This is a genomic window from Sphingomonas sp. P4_D12, assembly GCF_056401895.1.
This window is the reverse complement of record NZ_JBFUIL010000003.1, coordinates 82,806-98,741: the sequence shown is the minus strand read 5'-3', so window position 1 is coordinate 98,741 and position 15,936 is coordinate 82,806. Positions and strand designations below refer to the sequence as shown.

Below are 15,936 nucleotides of genomic sequence, written 5' to 3'. Positions count from 1 at the left end.
AATCAAGAATCCATGTTTTTCCATCATCATCACGGCGGCCGCGGCTGCCATCCCGGACATCACGCAATGCGCGGTGGCTGGGGGCATCGCGGCTGGCATGGCCGCGGTTTCGGCGGCGGCCGTGAGGGTCGCGGCGAAGGCCGCTCGCGGCGCATGTTCGACGGCGGCGAGCTTCGTCTCGTCCTGCTCAAGCTGATCGCCGACGAGCCGCGCCATGGCTATGACCTGATCCGCCAGATCGAAGAGTTGACTGGCGGTGCCTATGCGCCGAGCCCAGGCGTGGTCTATCCGACCATCACTCTGCTCGACGATATGGGTCTGATCGAGGCGCAACAGAGCGAGGGCGCCAAGAAGCTGTTCGCGGTCACCGAGGCCGGCACTGCCGAGCTCGAGGCCAATGCCGAGCAGGTTGCGGCGCTGATCGCCCGGCTGAGCGCGATCGGCGAAGAGCGGCAGAAGGTCGACGCCACCTCGATCCGCCGCGCCATGGGCAATCTTCGCGAGGTGCTGGTCAACCGCCTCGACTCTGGCGAGGTCGATGACGAGGTCTTGCACCAGGTCGTCGCCTTGCTCGACGAGGCGGCGCAGAAGATCGAGCGGCTGTAAGGCGTGAGCGGCATTACTCGCTTGCAGATCCTCCGCCGGCGGCTGGGCATCGACCCGGCCGCCGGCCCCTTATCGAAAGACCCCCATGACCGTTTCCGCGACCGCCAAGGTGCCGACCGCGAGCGCCAGCAAATATCTCCAGCAATTGTGCAAACATTGGCAGCACAATCTGACGGTTGAGTTCACCGCCGATCACGGCACCGTGACTTTCCCCAAAGATGCTCGCGGCGCCGACTGGCCGGGCGATGCGCTGGTCACGTTCGATGCATCGGCCGATGCGCTCGACGTCCGCATCGATGCCAGCGTCGATGGCCAGCTTGAAGGGTTGAAGGGCGCCGTCGCACGCCATCTCGATCGCTTCGCCTTCCGCGAAGCGCCGTTGAGTTTCGACTGGCAGGCGGCGTGAGGTTCCAAAAATCCTCCCCGGGACGGGGAGGACTTTTTTATCAGCCCGCCAAGATCTTCTCCGCCACTTCCTCGATGCTGCCGACGACGAGTAGCGAGTCACCGCCGACCATGCCGACTTTGGTTTGGCCGTTCTCATCGGCACGCAGATAGGCAATGTTGGCCGCGACCACGAGATAGTCGCCGCCGCGTGACTTGAGCAGAATGAATTTCACGATGGATCTCCCGGGTTCCCGGGCTCCCTAGATCGTCTTCATTGAAAATCCATCACGAGAATCCCGGCGTGAGCCGACGTCGGTCTGCCGCGTTCAACCCGCGTACCGTTCCGCCGTCGCCTTGATCAGCGCGATCATGTTCGGGATCCCTTGCGTGCGATTCGAGCTGAGCTGGTTGCGCAGATCGAACGGCGCCAGCGCGGCATCGATATCGATCGCCAGGATGTCGGCGGGCTGGCGGTCCTGCACGGTCAGCAGCACCAGCGCGATGATGCCCTTGGTGATCGCCGCGTTCGAATCCGCGAGGAAGTGCAGCGCGCCATCGTCGCGGATGGTAGGATAGACCCATACCGACGCCGAACATCCCCGCACCAGCGTAGCATCCGTCTTGAGCGCGTCGGGCATCGGTTCGAGCGCGCGGCCGAGATCGATCAGCAGGCGATAGCGATCGTCGGCGTCGAGGAATTCATATTCGTCGTGCAGGTCGGAAAGACTCGGCATGGTCCGCGCTATAGCGCTCCTGCCACTCAATCCAACCGTCGCCCTGAACTTGTTTCAAGGTCCGGGTCCTTCGCCGCGACCGCGCCGCGGCGATCTCCATCGGACCCGGGCCCTGAGACAAGCTCAGGGAGCCGGCGGGGCGGACCTCAGAGATCCACCCCGGACGCGATCGCCTCGAGCTTGCGGATCCGCTCCTTGAGGTCCGCGATCTCGATCCGCGCGCTGGCATTGGGAAGCGTGGGGCCGTCATGCCCGGCATGATCGGCATAAGCGTTGATCTCGCGCTCCTTGAGCGCCAGCCACCCGCGCCAACCGGCGAGCGAGGCCATGCAGATCATACCCAGACCGGCCAGGCCGGCACCCGCCATGGTGAAATAGAGATTGGGGTCGGTCATGATTGACGTCTCCATTCGATTATCCCGGCCGCCCTCAGCGGTCGCGGTTGCGCAGCGACTCGATCTCGCGGTCGAGGTTGGCACTGCTGCTGTTGGTGTCGGTGATCACCCGCTCGAGGACGGCGATGCGGTCCTTGAGGCCAGTGATCTCGTGGCGAAGCTGGCGATTTTCCTCGCCAAGGGCTGGATCACGCAGGGTGAATTCATTCCCCATCGTGTCGCGGCCGATGCCCATCCTGGCCCGGACGATGCTGCCGATCGTGACGACCAACACGATGCCGAAGACCATCAGGGCGAGGCCCAAGACCATATCAACGAAGACCATTTGAGGGGGCTCCCGTCAGACGTTGGGTTATTCGGCGGGCTGCAGGCCGGCCTCGCGCATGGCGCGGCGGCGTGGCCGGTCGACCCGCTCGGCGAGCCAGACACCGAGGCCGGTGGGGATCGCCAGGATCACGACGAAGATTGCTAAGCCGATCATTGTTCTTATCCTATCTCTTCTGTTCAGTTCAGCGGCTGGGGCTCGTCGCCCCGCAGCTTGTCGATTTCGTCGGCGACTGCGATGCCGCGGTCGGTCACGATCCGCTCCAGCACCCGCACCCGTTGTTCCAGGCGTTCGGTCTGGGCGGCATATTGTGCTGCCTTTTCGGCCACCTTGTCGGCTTCGAGTTCGAGCTGGCGTTCGCGCAGCTTGAGCCAGGGCTTGACGAAGACACCGCCGAAGATCGCGAGCAGGCCGCAGCTGATGCCCAGGATCGGAATGAGCAGAGGGTTGATCACCGCATTGGTTCCTTAGTTCAGCGGCTGCGACGGGGCGTCGCGCAGCTTTTCGATCTCTTCCGCGACATCCAGGCCGCGGTCGGTGACGATCCGCTCCATGACGCGCATCCGCTGCTCGAGTCGCTCGGTATGGGCGGCGTATTGCGCGGCCTTCTCGGCGGCCTGGGCATTCAGTGTCTCCGCCATTTTTTCGCGGTGCTGGGCCCAGGTCTTGAGCATCTCACTGCCGATGCCGAGCGCGGCGGGGATACCCACGACCACCAGGGCAAGCATGAAGATGGTGAAGCCGTTGGTGGCAAAAAACTCGGTCATCTCGTGCTTCCTCAGTCGCGGTTGCGAAGTTCGTCGATCTCGCGAGCGACACGCTCGCCGGGATCGGTTGCGATGCGTTCGAGGACGCGCAGGCGCTCCTCCAGGCGGCCGATCTGGCTGACGAGCTTGTCATTCTCGTTCGACAGCAACTCGATCTTGCGCTGCGCTTCCAGGTCGCCGCTGGTATCCACGAAACCCCGGCGCATGGCGCGGCGGTTATTGCGGTCTTCCAGCGGATAGCCGTGCTTTGCCTTGATCGACATCTTGATGATGCCGCCGATCGTCGCGATTGCGATGATCATCAGGACGAAGATCTGACCTTTATCCACGTAAATTCTCCCCTATCGTTCGGCCGGATCAGCGCAGTGCGTCGATCTCGTCGGCCAGGCGGGTGTTGCGGCTGGTGTAGAGCGTCTCGATGTCGGCGAGCCGGCGGTCGAGGTCGCGGAACTTCGAGCGGACCTCGGAAGCCGAGCGGCTCGGGTTCGATCGCACGCCTTGCCAGAACTTGGCATCCTCGGCGTCGTCATACAGGCCGAACGGCTTGCTCGGCGCCAGCCAGGCGGTGATGAAATAAGCGGGAATGACCCAGCCCGAGGTTATCAGCGCGAGGATTACCGTGCCGACCCGGACAACGGTGACGTCGATCCCGGTATAGTCGGCGACACCGGCACAGACACCCAGGAACTTCTTGTTCTGCTTGTCCAGGTAGAATTTGGTGCGGCTTGCGGACATGTCAGTTGCTCCGTGAAGCGATTTGGTCGGCCGGTTCGGCGAGCGGCATGCTCGCTTTCCAGTCTGGGTGGTCGGCAGCGACGATGCGCTCGACCGTCGAAACGCGATCCTCGAGGCGGCGGGCGAGCGAGTAGAGCTCATCCAGCAGTTTCTCGTCCTCGTTGGTGATCTTCGGCGCCTGGCGCCATCTGGTCACGTAGTGGAGGATGATCCACGGGAGCCCGATAAAGAGCATCCCCACGATCATGATCGGGACAAGGACGTCTTCCATGTTTCAGTCCTTCCCTATTTCTTGCCGAGGCGAGCTTTGAGCGCTTCGAGTTCGGCGTCGACCTTTTCGGACGCTTTCAGTTCGGCGATCTCTTCCTCAAGCGTCTTGGGCTCGCCGCCCAGGTTGAGCGCTTCGGCGCGGCCCTCGGCCAGATCGACGCGGCGTTCGAGCACGTCGAAGCGCGAGAAGGCGTCCTGGGTGCGGCCGGCCGAATAGACCTCGCGGATCTTAAACTTGTTGTTCGCGCTTTCCAGGCGGGTGGCGATCGAGGATTGGCGGTTGCGCGCCTCGCTCAGCTTCTTTTGAAGCTTGGCGATATCCTCTTCCGAACCCCGGAGCGCCTCGTCGAGCACGCTGATCTGCTGGCTCAGCTCGACGACCATGTCGGTCGCCTTCTGGCGCTCGACCAGGGCCGCTTTGGCCAAATCCTCGCGATCCTTCGACAGCGCCAGTTCCGCCTTCTCGGTCCAGCTTTCCTCGAGCTGGCTGAGCTTGGCGATATGGCGACGCATTTCCTTCTGGTCGGCGATGGTGCGCGCGGCGGAGGCACGAACCTCGACCAGCGTCTCTTCCATCTCTAGGATAATCATGCGGATCATCTTCGCCGGATCTTCCGCCTTGTCCAAAAGGTCGGTGAAGTTGGCGGCGATGATGTCGCGGGTGCGCGAAAAAATGCCCATGTTGAAATTACTCCTCGGATTTTACGCTTTACTCGGATTGGTGGGACCGCCGGGGCGGGAAGCAAGGGGGAAACCCGCCCCGGCGGTTGGCCGTCACGCCTTCAGCGCGACGGGAACCTGCGGAGCCGGATTGGCCTGCGCCAGGCCCGGGCCAACGGCCGCGAGCATCAGCGCCGAACCGCAAACGAAGGTGCTGGCGACCACCACCAAAGTGCGACCCAGACCATTTGAAACCGACTGCATTGTTCTTACTCCCTAGTATTTCGTGCCGGACATCCGGCGATGCCAACTCAACTGCAGATGCCGTGCCAATTCCTAAAAACGGCGGAAATCTGCCGTTTCTGCTCGGAAGTGGAGGTCGTTTGGCGATTTACACTTGCCAAACATTGGCAAAATACACCAAGTCGTGGGCATGGAACGGACGACGCAGGTCATCGGGCAATCGGGACCCTTTCTCGACGCGCTGGAACGCGCTAGCCGCGCCGCCGCGCTAGACCGTCCGGTGCTGGTGATCGGTGAGCGCGGGACCGGCAAGGAGCTGGTTGCGGAGCGTCTCCATCGCCTCAGTCCGCGCTGGGACCAGGCGCTGATCATCATGAATTGCGCGGCACTGCCCGAGACGCTGATCGAAGCGGAATTGTTTGGCCATGAAGCGGGCGCGTTCACCGGCGCGACCAAGGCGAGGGCGGGGCGGTTCGAGGAAGCCGATGGCGGCACCTTGTTCCTCGACGAACTCGGCACGCTCAGCATGGCGGCCCAGGAGCGATTGCTTCGCGCGGTCGAATATGGCGAAGTCACGAGGATCGGCTCGTCGCATCCGATCCGCGTCGACGTCCGCATCGTCGCGGCGACGAACGAACATCTTCCCGAAAAGGTCGAGCGGCACCAGTTTCGCGCCGACTTGCTCGACCGGTTGAGCTTCGAAGTGGTGACCTTGCCGCCGTTGCGCGCACGGCCAGGGGACGTCCCGGTGCTCGCCGACCATTTCGGACGGCGCATGGCGGCGGAAATGAACCGTGACTGGCATGGCTTCTCGCCCGAAGCGCTAGATTCGCTGATCGACTATCGTTGGCCCGGCAACGTTCGCGAACTCCGTAACGTGATCGAGCGCGCGGTCTATCGCTGGGAACAGGATGTGCCGATCGCGCATATCGAGTTCGATCCGTTCCAGTCACCCCATCGTCCGGGCGCCGGCGCGCAGCCCGCGCCGATGGTCGACCATGTCGCGGCTCCGCCACCGCCGCCCGGCGAGAGCGAACCTGGCGATTTTAAGAGCCGGGTCGCGCGCTTCGAGCGCGACGTGCTGACCAAGGCGCTCGCCGCCAACCGCTTCAACCAGCGCCAGACCGCGGACGCTTTGGGGTTGAGTTACGACCAGTTGCGCCACGCGCTCAGGCGTCACGACCTTTTGCCGGGATAGAAAGCGCCGCGAGAGCGATGGAATCGCTTGCGCAACGACAATCGCGGACCCATTTGGCGGGCATGGGCGTTCGCTTGGCGACGTTCCCCTATAGCCGCTCAAAAGACGGAGGATCCTTATGGCTTTCGAACTCCCCCCGCTGCCCTATGCCTATGACGCGCTGGAGCCGACCATCTCCAAGGAGACGATGACGTTCCACCACGACAAGCATCACGCGGCCTATACCGCCAAGCTCAATGAGGGCGTCGCCGCCGATCCCAAGCTGGAAGGCAAGACAATCGAGGAAATCCTCGGCGTGATCTCGTCGCAGCCGCCGCTCGTCCGCAACAATGGCGGCGGGTTCTGGAACCACGCCTTCTTCTGGCGGATCATGGCGCCGGCCGGCACCACGCAGCCGTCGGGCAAGCTGGCCGCGGCGATCGATGCTTATGGCGGTCTCGACAAGCTCAAGGAAGATTTCAACACCAAGGGCGCGGGCCAATTCGGTTCGGGCTGGGCCTGGGTGATCGCGGATTCGTCGGGCGCGCTGAAGGTCGTCTCGACCCCCAACCAGGACAATCCGCTGATGGACGATGCCAAGGACAAGGGCACGCCGATCCTGGGTAACGACGTGTGGGAACACGCTTATTACCTCACCTACAAGAACGACCGTCCCGGCTATCTCAAGGCCTGGTGGGACGTGGTGAACTGGGACGAAGCCGGGCGGATCTACGACAGCGTCGCCGGCTGATCCCCGCTACGATCGAATAACGAAGGGCTCCGCGTTGGCGGGGCCCTTTTTCGTTGGGAGAACCTCAACGCAACGCCGCGACTGGCACTCGACCAACCCCGCTGCACAGATTGCGCGCGATCTCGCGATAAAAAAGACAGACATCGTCGAGATCGCTGCGCGTCACGTGCAAATCCTGGCCCACCATCACGCGATCGAGCGCCGCGCCGTATCCGGCCCGTGCGGGCCATCCCACGGTCATCGCCAGCGCGTCGCGACGATCGCCGCGACGGACGCGCCCGCCGCAGTGGAAGAGGCAGTCGCGCGATCGCCCCAGCGCGCGCAACCGCGCGTCGTCATCGTTAGGGAGCGATTTTGCAGCGCGATATGCGGATAGCTTGTTCGCCGTGTTGCGTTGGCCGGGGTGGACGGGCAGCCCCTCCGCGGTCGAAGCGGCGTCAATCAACAGGTTGAGGAAGCGGTCGAGTTCGCGCAGCCCGTTGCCGATCACCTTCGCGCGGTGGCGGCCGACGATCGCGGGCAATCCGCTTTCGACATCGTGCGCGATCGGCGTCCGCAGGCACGCGCCAAGGAAGGTCGCGCCGCGGAACAGGGTCGAGGATGCGTGCCGCATCTCTTCGGTCATCGCTCGGCCGGAGCCGGCGCGATGGTCGTACACCGTCACGTCCTGATCAGCCCACGCGCGTCCAATTTCATCCCGGCATCCTCATGGGGCCGTACATAGACTCGATGGATGCTGGGAAACTCGGCCTGCAAATCGCGTTCGATCGCATCGACGATCCGCTCGACATCGCCCGCGCTCAGCCGATTGTCGAAATCCACATTGACCGCCGCGACGATCTGGGTCGGGGCATTGTGGATCGTCATGATCTCGCCCACGCCCATGATGCCCTCGCGCGTCGCCGCACGGCGAATGCCGGCGATGAGTTCGGGATCGGCGGCTTCGCCGATCAGCAGGCCCTTCGCCTCGCGCGCGAGGAAGATCGCGACGACGCCGAGCAACAGGCCGATCAGGACCGACGCGATGCCATCGAAGCGCGGGTCGCCGGTCACTTGCGACAGCGCCAGTCCAACCGCCGCGATCAAGATACCTGCCATCGCCGCGCCATTCTCCAGCAGCACGATCACGGTGGTCGCGTCCTTGGTCGAGGTCAGCGCCCGCAGCCACGACTGACCGCCGCGCGCTGTGTTGAATTCACGGAACGCTGCGATGGTCGATCCACCCTCGAGCGCAAAAGCGATCGCCAGCACGCCATAAGCGATCAGCGGCGACACCGCCGGCTCCGGCTCGAGGAAGTGCAGCACGCCTTCGTAGACCGACACGCCCGCGCCCAGCGCGAACACCAGCAGAGCGACGACGAAACTCCAGAAATAGAGTTCGCGGCCATATCCCGCGGGATGGAGCGCGTCGGCCGGTTTGGCGGCGCGCTTCTGCCCGTACATCAGCAACAATTGGTTGGTGGAATCGACCAGGCTGTGCACGCCTTCGGTCAGCATCGCCGACGATCCGGTGATCGCCGCCGCGACGAACTTGGCGACCGCGATGCCGACATTGGCGGCCAATGCGATGATCAAGACCCGGTTGTTATCGGCTTTCATGAACTGCGCCTAAGCATGAAGTGGTCGGTCGGGCTAGTCCTGGAGAGCGCTTCTATTTCCGCGCGGAGGCATTCAATCGGCGACGATTGGCCCGGACCTTTCGGCGGTAAAGTCGCACGGCACGTTCGGCGCCCTGCAACGGAGTCATGGTCAGCCCGCCGGCGACCAAGGACGCCTGCAGTTCGATCGCAGCGGCAATCTTTTCGGACGTCATCAGCGAGGCTTCCGCCAATGTGCCGTCGCCGCGTGCGATTTCTGCGAGACGCAAGCCGACCACGGCCGACGCTTCCCAGGCCAAAGCCCAGCTATCGAACGCCAGCCCGCTCCATGCCGCTATCGGCGACCGCGCACTCAAGAGGATTTAGTCGGCAGGTTGGGGTGTATCATATCGCGTCGCGCTCCAATGGGCATGATGGCGGCTCAAGGTCGTCCTAGAACGGCGCGACGCGCGCCAACGTTCCTGCCGAAAAACACTAAATCGCCGTGATATTCATTCCGGCGGCAGTTCTTTCGCCGCCGCGTCGCCGACCTCGCTCATCAGGCCGTGTTTCATCATCATCGGCACGTTGGCGAGCGCGAAGATGAAGGTCATCGGGATCGCGCCCCACAATTTGAACGCAGTCCAGAAATCGAAGCTGGTGTTGCGCCACACCAGTTCGTTGAGGATCGCCATGCCGAGGAAGAACAGCGCCCAGTTGCGCGTCACCTTCTGCCAGCCAAGCGGCGACAGACCGGGATAAGCGGTGCCGAGCAATTGCTCGAGCAGCGGTTTGCCGGTCAGCAAGCCGAACCCCAGGATCGCGGCGAACACCGCATAGACGAAGGTCGGCTTCATCTGGATGAATTTGGGATCGTGAAAATAGATGGTCAGCCCGCCGAACACGAGCACCAATGCGCCCGAAATCCATAGCATCGGCGAGATGCTGCCCAGCTTGATCCGCGACACCACCAGCGCGATCACCGTCGCCAGCATGAAGGCGGACGTCGCGACGATGGCGCGTGACACTACCAGCGCCGACATCTGGTCGAGGTCCGACAGCGAGTGGCTGAAGCTCGATACAAGCTTCATCGTCAGCGCCTGGGGCGCGAGGAAATTGACCAGGAAAAAGATCACCAGCGGCGCATAATCTATCGCCAGGCGCAGGCCGGCGGTTCCGTTCTTGCTCGTCGCGCTCATCGCACCAGCTCCTCGACGCCCGCGATGATCCGGGCAACTTCCTTGGGGTCGAACGGGCGCAAGTCGCTCAGCGTCTCGCCCACTCCGATGGCATGGATCGGCAGGCAGAATTGCTCGGCGGCCGCGACCAGCACGCCGCCGCGCGCGGTGCCGTCGAGCTTGGTCATCACCAACCCGGTCACGCCCGCGACTTCCTTGAATACCTCGATCTGGCTGAGCGCGTTCTGGCCGGTGGTGGCGTCGAGCACCAGGATCACGTCATGCGGCGACGCCGGGTTGATGCGCCCGAGTACGCGACGGATCTTGGCGAGCTCGTCCATCAGCTCGCGCTTGTTCTGTAGGCGCCCGGCAGTGTCGACGATCAGCGCATCGATACCCTTGTCGGTCGCCTGCTTGACCCCTTCGAACACGATGCCCGCGGCGTCACCGCCCTCGGCACCTTTGACGATCGGTACCCCGACACGCTCGGCCCAGGTCGCGAGCTGGCCGATCGCCGCCGCCCGGAACGTATCGCCCGCCGCCAGCATCACGCCGTAATCCTGCTCGACCAGCCAATGCGCCAGCTTGGCGATGGTGGTGGTCTTGCCCGATCCGTTGACGCCGATGACCAGGATGACCTGGGGGCGCGGAAAGGCTTCGATCTCGAGCGGCTTGGCGACCTTTTCGAGGACCTTCTCGATCTCCTCGGCGACGACCAGGCGGATGCCGAGTTCCTCCATGCCGCGCTCGAAGCTGCCCTCGGCCAGCCGATCGCGGATGCGTTTGGCAGTGGCGGGGCCGAGGTCGGACGCGATCAGCGCCTCTTCGATATCGTCGAGCGTCGCATCGTCGAGCCGCGCGGTGCCGAGACCGGCGAGGTTGCCGACCAGGCGGTCGGACGTCCGCTTGAACCCGCCGAGCAGGCGCTGATGCCAGGATGGGGTGGTGCTCATGCGGCGCGTCCGAAAAGATGGTCCTTGGTGATGGTCACGGAGATGATGTCGCCTGTGCGATGGTTTTGGTCCAGCCGGAAGTCGGCAAAACCTGTCGAATGCCCGCGGTTCCCAGGTGCCTCGACCAAGATCTGTTGTTCGGTTCCGACTAAGCGGTCCAGCCAAACCGCCTTGCGCCGCGCCGAGGCCGAACGAAGCCTGGCCGCACGCTCGCGGCGCAACTCGAGGTCAACCTGCGGCATCCGAGCCGCCGGCGTCCCGGCGCGCGGGCTGTAAGGAAAGATATGGGCGTGGACGATGTCGCAATCGTCGATCAGCGCAAGGCTGTTCGCCGCCATTGGCTCGTCCTCGGTCGGGAAACCCGCGATCAGGTCGGCACCGATCGCGATGTCGGGCCGTGCCGTCTTGAGCCGCTCGACCAGCCGTACCGCATCCGCGCGCGAGTGGCGGCGCTTCATCCGCTTGAGGATCATGTCGTCACCGGCCTGGAGCGAGAGATGGAGATGCGGCATCACGCGCGCTTCCTGCGTCAGCAACTCGAACAGGCGGTCATCGATCTCCGGCGCATCGATCGAGGACAGGCGCAGGCGGGGAAGGGATGGAACACGCGTCAGGATACGCTCGACCAGGCTGCCCAGCGTCGGGCTGCCCGGCAGATCATGGCCGTAACTGGTCAAGTCGACCCCGGTCAGCACGACCTCGTTCTTGCCTGCCGCGACGACGCGCTCAATCGCTTCGATCACGGCTCCGGCGGGCGCCGAGCGGCTCGGTCCGCGTCCGAACGGGATCGCGCAGAAGGTGCAGCGATGGTCGCATCCGTTTTGCACCTCGACGAAGGCGCGGGCCTGATCGAGCGCAATGGCGAGGTGCGGCGCGATTTCGGTCACGCGCGCCATGTCGCCGACGATCAGCGCGGCGCTCGACGCCCAGGCTTCGGGCAGCAATTTCTCGCCATTGCCGATCACACGATCGACTTCGGGCATGGCCGCGAAACTCGCCGGGTCGATCTGCGCAGCGCAGCCAGTCACCGCGAGCATCGCCCCGGGGCGGGCACGGCGGGCGCGGCGGATCGCGGTGCGGGTCTGCTTGACCGCGCTATTGGTTACGGCGCAGCTATTGATCACGACGACATCGCGGCCGTCCAGCATGCGCTGGATCGTCTCGCTCTCTGCGATGTTGAGGCGGCACCCGAGACTGATTACCTCGGGCTGCGGAAGGGATGACATGGGCGACGATCTAGGAGCGAAGCGCGGGGAAGTCCACGACGAGGCGGCGCGCCTGTTGCACTTCTGGTTCGAGGAGTTGAGCGAGGAGCAGCATTGGGTCAAGTCGATCACGCTCGACGAGGCGATCGCCGAACGGTTCGGACCGCTAAGGCTGAAAGTGGTGGAGAGCGCGGCCTGGGGGTGGCGCAGCACGCCCGACACCTTGCTTGCAGCTACCATCCTGATCGACCAATTCTCGCGCAATATGTTCCGCGACGAGGGCGCGGCATTCGAACATGACGGGCTGGCGCGCGAACTGACCTTATACGGACTGTTACGCGGGTTCGACCGCGAGCTGCCGACGGAGCGCTGCGCGTTCCTCTATATGCCGTTGATGCATGCCGAGGATCCGGAGCTGCAGCAACTCAGCGTCGAGCGCTTCACCGCGCTCGGCGACGAGCAGAATCTGGGGTTCGCGCACGATCACGCAGCGGTGATCGAGCGATTCGGACGGTTCCCGTCGCGTAATCGTGCATTGGGTCGGCGCTCTACCGTGATCGAGCGCGAATATCTCAGCCAGCCAGGCGTCGGCTGGTAGCGGGATCGGAATCTGATAGGGCGTCAACCGCGTCGGGCGCGATCAGCAAGCGGCGCTCGGCGAGCAGGCGGCGAGCATTGCCGGCGGTCAGCGGGCGGCCATAGACATAGCCCTGGCCGCGCGCGCAACCCAGGCCACGCAGGCGCTCTTCAATTGCCTTGTCCTCGATCCCTTCTGCGGTGATCGGCAGATTGAGGCTTTCACCAAGGCCGACGATCGCGTTGACGATCGCGGCGCTCTCCGGATTCTGGTTGACCGACATGACGAAGCTGCGGTCGATCTTGATACGGTCGAACGGCAGCGCGCGAAGGTGGGCGAGGCTGGAATAGCCGGTGCCGAAATCGTCTAGCGCAAGCTTGATACCCTGGTTCTTCAGGCTGGCGACGATCGACTGCGCCATCGCCAGATTGTCGAACAGCGAGCTTTCGGTGATCTCGATTTCGAGCCGGCTCGGCGCAAAGCCGGTTTCGGTGAGCAGCTTGATGATCTTTTGCGCCAGCCAGGGATCCTTGAGCTGCCATGGCGAGATGTTGACCGACAATTGCAGCTGCGGATGCCAGTCGCGTGCCGACAGGAAGGCCTGGCGCATCAACGATAGCGACAAATCCGCGATCATGCCGGTTTCCTCGGCGATCGGGATGAACTGGTCGGGGATCATTACGCCGCGTTGCGGGTGTTCCCAGCGCGCCAGTACCTCGAACCCGGTCAGACGTCCGGTGACCAGGTCGATCTGCTGTTCGAAATAGGGAACGATCTCGCCGCGCGGGATGGCGACGCGCAAGCTGCTTTCGAGCTCGTTGCGCGACTGGAGCTCGCGCTCCATCGATACGTCGAACCAGGCGTGGCGATTCCGCCCGGCATTCTTGGCCGCGTACATTGCGATATCGCCCGAGCGGAGCAAAGCGTCGATCGTTGCCGCGTCGCGATCGCTGCGGGCAATGCCGATCGAGCAGGTGACATGAAGGTTGAGCCCTTCGACGTGAAAGGGCTGACCCATCCGCGACACCAGCCGTTCGGCGACGCGCTCGACGCTGTCCGGATTTTCCGGATCGAACAGCATCGCGCAGGCGAATTCGTCGCCGCCGAACCGCGCAAGCAGCGCACTTTCGGGCAATGCGGTCGCCATTTCGTCAGCCACGGCGCGCAACAGCGCGTCACCGACGGTATGGCCATGCATGTCGTTGATCGTCTTGAAATGGTCGAGATCGAGCATCATCAGCGCCATCGCCTTATGACGGCGGTCGGCGCGAACCAGCATCGCGGCGCCTTCCTCGGCCAGGCTGCGGCGATTGAGGAAGCCGGTGAGCGGGTCCCTGGAGGCGAGGACGTTGGCACGTTCCTCGGCCGCGGTGCGCACCGTGACTTCGTTGGCCAGGTCGCGATGACGGCGCCAGCCGAACAGGATCAGGGCGACATTGAGGAGCAGGGCGATGATCAGCGTCTGGTCGGTGCCACCGTCATGGTGCATCCAATTGCTCAGGACCATCGACAGCACTTGGCTGCCGGTGCCGATGAACATCAGGATCGCGGCGACCGTGATCGCGCCGCTCAACAGATCGCGCCGGGCTGCGGCCGGTTCGCTCATGCCCCGTATCCCCTTCTTCGACACCGCGCGTCCGCGGCTCTATCCAACCCTGCTGATGGCATCGTGAGGTCAAGAAGATGTTAAGGGGCTAAGGCCGGGTTGCGTTTTTCCGGCCGAGCCGTTATCGGGCCGGCACCGTTCCCTTTGCGAACGCGACAAGGAGCACCCATGTGGTGACGCCGGCCGACGAGGTTTCGTCCGCCGGCGCTTTGTGCGTTTTAGGGTTCGGATGGGAGTGATTTGTTTATGTTCGACAGCCTGAGCGATCGTCTTGGCGGCGTATTCGACCGGTTGCGTGGCCGTGGCGCGCTGACCGAGGCGGATGTGCGCGCGGCGATGCGTGAAGTGCGCGTTGCGCTGCTTGAGGCGGACGTCGCTCTGCCGGTCGCGCGCGATTTCGTCGACAAGATCACCGAGCAGGCGGTCGGCCAGCAAGTGCTGCGCTCGATCACGCCGGGGCAGCAAGTCGTCAAGATCGTCCATGACGGCCTGGTCGAGATGCTCGGCGCCGATGAGAGCGAGCTCAATCTCGGCGTGACGCCGCCTGCCGTCGTGATGATGGTCGGCTTGCAAGGCTCGGGCAAGACCACGACCACCGCCAAGATCGCCAAGCGGCTGACCAGCGGGCAGGGCGGGCGCGATCGGAAGAAGGTGTTGATGGCGTCGCTCGACGTCAATCGCCCGGCCGCGCAGGAACAGCTCGCGATCCTGGGCGAGCAGACCGAGGTCGCGACTCTGCCGATCGTCCAGGGGCAGCAGCCGGTCGATATCGCGCGGCGCGCGATCCAGGCAGCGAAGCTCCAGGGTTTCGATGTGCTGATGCTCGACACGGCGGGCCGTCTCCACGTCGATCAGGGCCTGATGGACGAGATGAAGGCGGTCGCCGACATCGCAAAGCCGCAGGAAATCCTTCTCGTCGTCGACAGCCTGACCGGTCAGGACGCGGTCAACGTCGCGCGCGCCTTCTCCGACCAGGTGCCGCTGACCGGCGTCGTGCTGACCCGGATGGACGGCGATGCCCGTGGCGGCGCCGCTCTGTCGATGCGCGCGGTCACCGGCAAACCGATCAAGTTCGCCGGCACCGGCGAAAAGCTCGACGCGATCGAGGGTTTCCACCCGAGCCGCGTCGCCGGCCGCATCCTCGGCATGGGCGATGTCGTCAGCCTGGTCGAGCGCGCCGCCGAATCGATCCAGCAGGAAGATGCCGAGCGCATGGCGCAACGGCTGTCCAAGGGTCAGTTCGACATGAACGACCTGCGCAGCCAGTTGCAGCAGATGAAGAAGATGGGCGGCATCGGCGCGCTGGCGGGGATGATCCCCGGCATGAAGAAGGCGCAGGCCGCGATGTCGCAATCGGGCATGGACGACCGCATCCTGCTGAGGATGGACGCGATCATCACCTCGATGACTCCCAAGGAGCGGACCAAGCCCGAACTGCTCAACGCCAAGCGCAAGATCCGCGTCGCCAACGGATCGGGGACGACCGTTCAGGACGTCAACAAGCTGATCAAGATGCACCAGGAAATGGCCACCGCCATGAAGCGCATCAAGAAGATGGGCGGGCTGAAGGGCATGATGGCGATGCTTGGCAAAGGCGGCCCGGGTGGCGGCCTTGGCGGGCTCGGCAACGCGATGGGCGGGCCCGAGCTGGGTGATGCGATGAACCAGATGGGCGGGCTTCCCGGCCTGCCCGGCACGGGGGCCAAGCTGCCGCCCGGGTTCCAGAATTTCATGAACGTGAAAAAGAAGTGACGGCGAAGCCGTCATCCCGGTGCAGGCCGGGATCCAGT

Annotated in this window: 25 protein-coding genes; 6 read left to right on the top strand and 19 right to left on the bottom strand. The window is 64.1% G+C overall.

The window, feature by feature from the left end; genetic code table 11:
- Positions 1-12: 12 nt before the first annotated feature.
- Together AC1DSD_RS06415 and AC1DSD_RS06410 are read left to right on the top strand one after the other, a co-directional pair.
- Complete coding sequence (locus AC1DSD_RS06415) at positions 13-606, top strand: PadR family transcriptional regulator (protein WP_478029114.1); 594 nt, start codon at positions 13-15, stop codon at positions 604-606.
- Between the two features lie 85 nt (positions 607-691).
- Complete coding sequence (locus AC1DSD_RS06410; RefSeq protein ID WP_478029113.1) at positions 692-1,012, top strand: DUF2218 domain-containing protein; 321 nt, start codon at positions 692-694, stop codon at positions 1,010-1,012.
- 40 nt (positions 1,013-1,052) lie between these two features.
- Here the strand turns inward: AC1DSD_RS06410 and AC1DSD_RS06405 are convergent, their stop codons facing one another.
- The 12 genes from AC1DSD_RS06405 to AC1DSD_RS06350 form a co-directional block, all read right to left on the bottom strand.
- Positions 1,053-1,226 carry a hypothetical protein gene (locus AC1DSD_RS06405; RefSeq protein ID WP_478029112.1) on the bottom strand — a complete coding sequence of 58 codons (174 nt, stop codon included), beginning with the start codon at positions 1,224-1,226 and terminating at the stop codon, positions 1,053-1,055.
- A 93-nt stretch (positions 1,227-1,319) separates the two neighbouring features.
- Positions 1,320-1,727, bottom strand: a complete 408-nt coding sequence (locus tag AC1DSD_RS06400) for a SufE family protein (protein WP_478029111.1) — start codon at positions 1,725-1,727, stop codon at positions 1,320-1,322.
- 146 nt (positions 1,728-1,873) lie between these two features.
- On the bottom strand, positions 1,874-2,122 hold the full coding sequence (locus tag AC1DSD_RS06395) for a hypothetical protein (RefSeq protein ID WP_478029110.1): 249 nt from the start codon (positions 2,120-2,122) through the stop codon (positions 1,874-1,876).
- A gap of 34 nt (positions 2,123-2,156) precedes the next feature.
- On the bottom strand, positions 2,157-2,447 hold the full coding sequence (locus AC1DSD_RS06390) for a hypothetical protein (protein WP_478029109.1): 291 nt from the start codon (positions 2,445-2,447) through the stop codon (positions 2,157-2,159).
- A gap of 27 nt (positions 2,448-2,474) precedes the next feature.
- Positions 2,475-2,603 (bottom strand): hypothetical protein, encoded by a 129-nt coding sequence (locus tag AC1DSD_RS06385; protein ID WP_478029108.1) that lies wholly within the window; start codon positions 2,601-2,603, stop codon positions 2,475-2,477.
- Positions 2,604-2,626: 23 nt separating this feature from the next.
- Positions 2,627-2,902 (bottom strand): hypothetical protein, encoded by a 276-nt coding sequence (locus AC1DSD_RS06380; RefSeq protein ID WP_066806263.1) that lies wholly within the window; start codon positions 2,900-2,902, stop codon positions 2,627-2,629.
- 12 nt (positions 2,903-2,914) lie between these two features.
- Entirely contained in the window at positions 2,915-3,121 is a 207-nt protein-coding gene (locus tag AC1DSD_RS06375; protein WP_478029524.1) for a hypothetical protein, read from the bottom strand.
- A 104-nt stretch (positions 3,122-3,225) separates the two neighbouring features.
- On the bottom strand, positions 3,226-3,543 hold the full coding sequence (locus AC1DSD_RS06370) for a hypothetical protein (protein WP_439646753.1): 318 nt from the start codon (positions 3,541-3,543) through the stop codon (positions 3,226-3,228).
- A 28-nt stretch (positions 3,544-3,571) separates the two neighbouring features.
- Positions 3,572-3,949 (bottom strand): envelope stress response membrane protein PspC, encoded by a 378-nt coding sequence (gene pspC, locus AC1DSD_RS06365; protein WP_478029107.1) that lies wholly within the window; start codon positions 3,947-3,949, stop codon positions 3,572-3,574.
- Between the two features lies 1 nt (position 3,950).
- The gene (gene pspB, locus AC1DSD_RS06360; RefSeq protein WP_478029106.1) at positions 3,951-4,220 is read right to left on the bottom strand and encodes an envelope stress response membrane protein PspB; all 270 of its coding nucleotides are present in this window, start codon (positions 4,218-4,220) and stop codon (positions 3,951-3,953) included.
- A 14-nt stretch (positions 4,221-4,234) separates the two neighbouring features.
- A complete protein-coding gene (gene pspA / locus AC1DSD_RS06355; RefSeq protein ID WP_478029105.1) occupies positions 4,235-4,900 on the bottom strand; it encodes a phage shock protein PspA in 666 nt (221 codons plus the stop codon).
- Between the two features lie 93 nt (positions 4,901-4,993).
- On the bottom strand, positions 4,994-5,143 hold the full coding sequence (locus AC1DSD_RS06350) for a hypothetical protein (protein WP_157093879.1): 150 nt from the start codon (positions 5,141-5,143) through the stop codon (positions 4,994-4,996).
- A 169-nt stretch (positions 5,144-5,312) separates the two neighbouring features.
- Here AC1DSD_RS06350 and pspF point away from each other — a divergent pair, with 169 nt between their 5' ends.
- Positions 5,313-6,320: a phage shock protein operon transcriptional activator gene (gene pspF, locus AC1DSD_RS06345; RefSeq protein ID WP_478029104.1), complete on the top strand. Its 1,008-nt coding sequence runs from the start codon at positions 5,313-5,315 to the stop codon at positions 6,318-6,320.
- A gap of 118 nt (positions 6,321-6,438) precedes the next feature.
- Complete coding sequence (locus AC1DSD_RS06340; protein WP_066806251.1) at positions 6,439-7,050, top strand: superoxide dismutase; 612 nt, start codon at positions 6,439-6,441, stop codon at positions 7,048-7,050.
- 64 nt (positions 7,051-7,114) lie between these two features.
- Here AC1DSD_RS06340 and AC1DSD_RS06335 read toward each other — a convergent pair whose 3' ends face one another.
- The 6 genes from AC1DSD_RS06335 to mtaB form a co-directional block, all read right to left on the bottom strand.
- Entirely contained in the window at positions 7,115-7,708 is a 594-nt protein-coding gene (locus AC1DSD_RS06335) for a hypothetical protein (RefSeq protein ID WP_478029103.1), read from the bottom strand.
- 2 nt (positions 7,709-7,710) lie between these two features.
- A complete protein-coding gene (locus AC1DSD_RS06330) occupies positions 7,711-8,649 on the bottom strand; it encodes a cation diffusion facilitator family transporter (protein ID WP_478029102.1) in 939 nt (312 codons plus the stop codon).
- Between the two features lie 52 nt (positions 8,650-8,701).
- Entirely contained in the window at positions 8,702-9,004 is a 303-nt protein-coding gene (locus AC1DSD_RS06325; RefSeq protein ID WP_478029101.1) for a hypothetical protein, read from the bottom strand.
- 135 nt (positions 9,005-9,139) lie between these two features.
- Positions 9,140-9,826, bottom strand: a complete 687-nt coding sequence (locus AC1DSD_RS06320) for an inner membrane-spanning protein YciB (protein ID WP_478029100.1) — start codon at positions 9,824-9,826, stop codon at positions 9,140-9,142.
- Positions 9,823-10,758, bottom strand: coding sequence for a signal recognition particle-docking protein FtsY (gene ftsY / locus AC1DSD_RS06315; protein WP_478029099.1), 936 nt, complete (start codon positions 10,756-10,758; stop codon positions 9,823-9,825). Before ftsY ends, AC1DSD_RS06320 begins: the two co-directional genes overlap by 4 nt.
- The gene (mtaB, locus tag AC1DSD_RS06310) at positions 10,755-11,984 is read right to left on the bottom strand and encodes a tRNA (N(6)-L-threonylcarbamoyladenosine(37)-C(2))-methylthiotransferase MtaB (RefSeq protein ID WP_478029098.1); all 1,230 of its coding nucleotides are present in this window, start codon (positions 11,982-11,984) and stop codon (positions 10,755-10,757) included. Before mtaB ends, ftsY begins: the two co-directional genes overlap by 4 nt.
- Between mtaB and AC1DSD_RS06305 the strand changes: the two genes are divergently transcribed.
- Positions 11,983-12,561 carry a DUF924 family protein gene (locus AC1DSD_RS06305; protein WP_478029097.1) on the top strand — a complete coding sequence of 193 codons (579 nt, stop codon included), beginning with the start codon at positions 11,983-11,985 and terminating at the stop codon, positions 12,559-12,561. The two genes, mtaB and AC1DSD_RS06305, sit on opposite strands and share 2 nt — an antisense overlap.
- On the opposite strand, the gene AC1DSD_RS06300 is transcribed toward AC1DSD_RS06305, so the two are convergent.
- Entirely contained in the window at positions 12,536-14,146 is a 1,611-nt protein-coding gene (locus AC1DSD_RS06300; RefSeq protein ID WP_478029096.1) for a putative bifunctional diguanylate cyclase/phosphodiesterase, read from the bottom strand. The two genes, AC1DSD_RS06305 and AC1DSD_RS06300, sit on opposite strands and share 26 nt — an antisense overlap.
- A gap of 246 nt (positions 14,147-14,392) precedes the next feature.
- Between AC1DSD_RS06300 and ffh the strand changes: the two genes are divergently transcribed.
- Complete coding sequence (gene ffh, locus AC1DSD_RS06295) at positions 14,393-15,898, top strand: signal recognition particle protein (RefSeq protein WP_478029095.1); 1,506 nt, start codon at positions 14,393-14,395, stop codon at positions 15,896-15,898.
- Positions 15,899-15,936 lie beyond the last annotated feature (38 nt).

Bases quoted from the DNA above. Each gene is read 5' to 3' on its own strand.
- AC1DSD_RS06320 (WP_478029100.1), bottom strand. From the start codon at position 9,826: ATGAGCGCGACGAGCAAGAACGGAACCGCCGGCCTGCGCCTGGCGATA.
- pspB (WP_478029106.1), bottom strand. From the start codon at position 4,220: ATGGAAGACGTCCTTGTCCCGATCATGATCGTGGGGATGCTCTTTATC.
- AC1DSD_RS06410 (WP_478029113.1), top strand. From the start codon at position 692: ATGACCGTTTCCGCGACCGCCAAGGTGCCGACCGCGAGCGCCAGCAAA.
- AC1DSD_RS06400 (WP_478029111.1), bottom strand. From the start codon at position 1,727: ATGCCGAGTCTTTCCGACCTGCACGACGAATATGAATTCCTCGACGCC.
- AC1DSD_RS06395 (WP_478029110.1), bottom strand. From the start codon at position 2,122: ATGACCGACCCCAATCTCTATTTCACCATGGCGGGTGCCGGCCTGGCC.
- pspC (WP_478029107.1), bottom strand. From the start codon at position 3,949: ATGTCCGCAAGCCGCACCAAATTCTACCTGGACAAGCAGAACAAGAAG.
- ftsY (WP_478029099.1), bottom strand. From the start codon at position 10,758: ATGAGCACCACCCCATCCTGGCATCAGCGCCTGCTCGGCGGGTTCAAG.
- ffh (WP_478029095.1), top strand. From the start codon at position 14,393: ATGTTCGACAGCCTGAGCGATCGTCTTGGCGGCGTATTCGACCGGTTG.
- AC1DSD_RS06385 (WP_478029108.1), bottom strand. From the start codon at position 2,603: ATGATCGGCTTAGCAATCTTCGTCGTGATCCTGGCGATCCCCACCGGC.
- pspA (WP_478029105.1), bottom strand. From the start codon at position 4,900: ATGGGCATTTTTTCGCGCACCCGCGACATCATCGCCGCCAACTTCACC.
- AC1DSD_RS06415 (WP_478029114.1), top strand. From the start codon at position 13: ATGTTTTTCCATCATCATCACGGCGGCCGCGGCTGCCATCCCGGACAT.
- AC1DSD_RS06340 (WP_066806251.1), top strand. From the start codon at position 6,439: ATGGCTTTCGAACTCCCCCCGCTGCCCTATGCCTATGACGCGCTGGAG.
- mtaB (WP_478029098.1), bottom strand. From the start codon at position 11,984: ATGTCATCCCTTCCGCAGCCCGAGGTAATCAGTCTCGGGTGCCGCCTC.
- AC1DSD_RS06390 (WP_478029109.1), bottom strand. From the start codon at position 2,447: ATGGTCTTCGTTGATATGGTCTTGGGCCTCGCCCTGATGGTCTTCGGC.
- AC1DSD_RS06305 (WP_478029097.1), top strand. From the start codon at position 11,983: ATGGGCGACGATCTAGGAGCGAAGCGCGGGGAAGTCCACGACGAGGCG.
- pspF (WP_478029104.1), top strand. From the start codon at position 5,313: ATGGAACGGACGACGCAGGTCATCGGGCAATCGGGACCCTTTCTCGAC.
- AC1DSD_RS06330 (WP_478029102.1), bottom strand. From the start codon at position 8,649: ATGAAAGCCGATAACAACCGGGTCTTGATCATCGCATTGGCCGCCAAT.
- AC1DSD_RS06350 (WP_157093879.1), bottom strand. From the start codon at position 5,143: ATGCAGTCGGTTTCAAATGGTCTGGGTCGCACTTTGGTGGTGGTCGCC.
- AC1DSD_RS06300 (WP_478029096.1), bottom strand. From the start codon at position 14,146: ATGAGCGAACCGGCCGCAGCCCGGCGCGATCTGTTGAGCGGCGCGATC.
- AC1DSD_RS06375 (WP_478029524.1), bottom strand. From the start codon at position 3,121: ATGCTCAAGACCTGGGCCCAGCACCGCGAAAAAATGGCGGAGACACTG.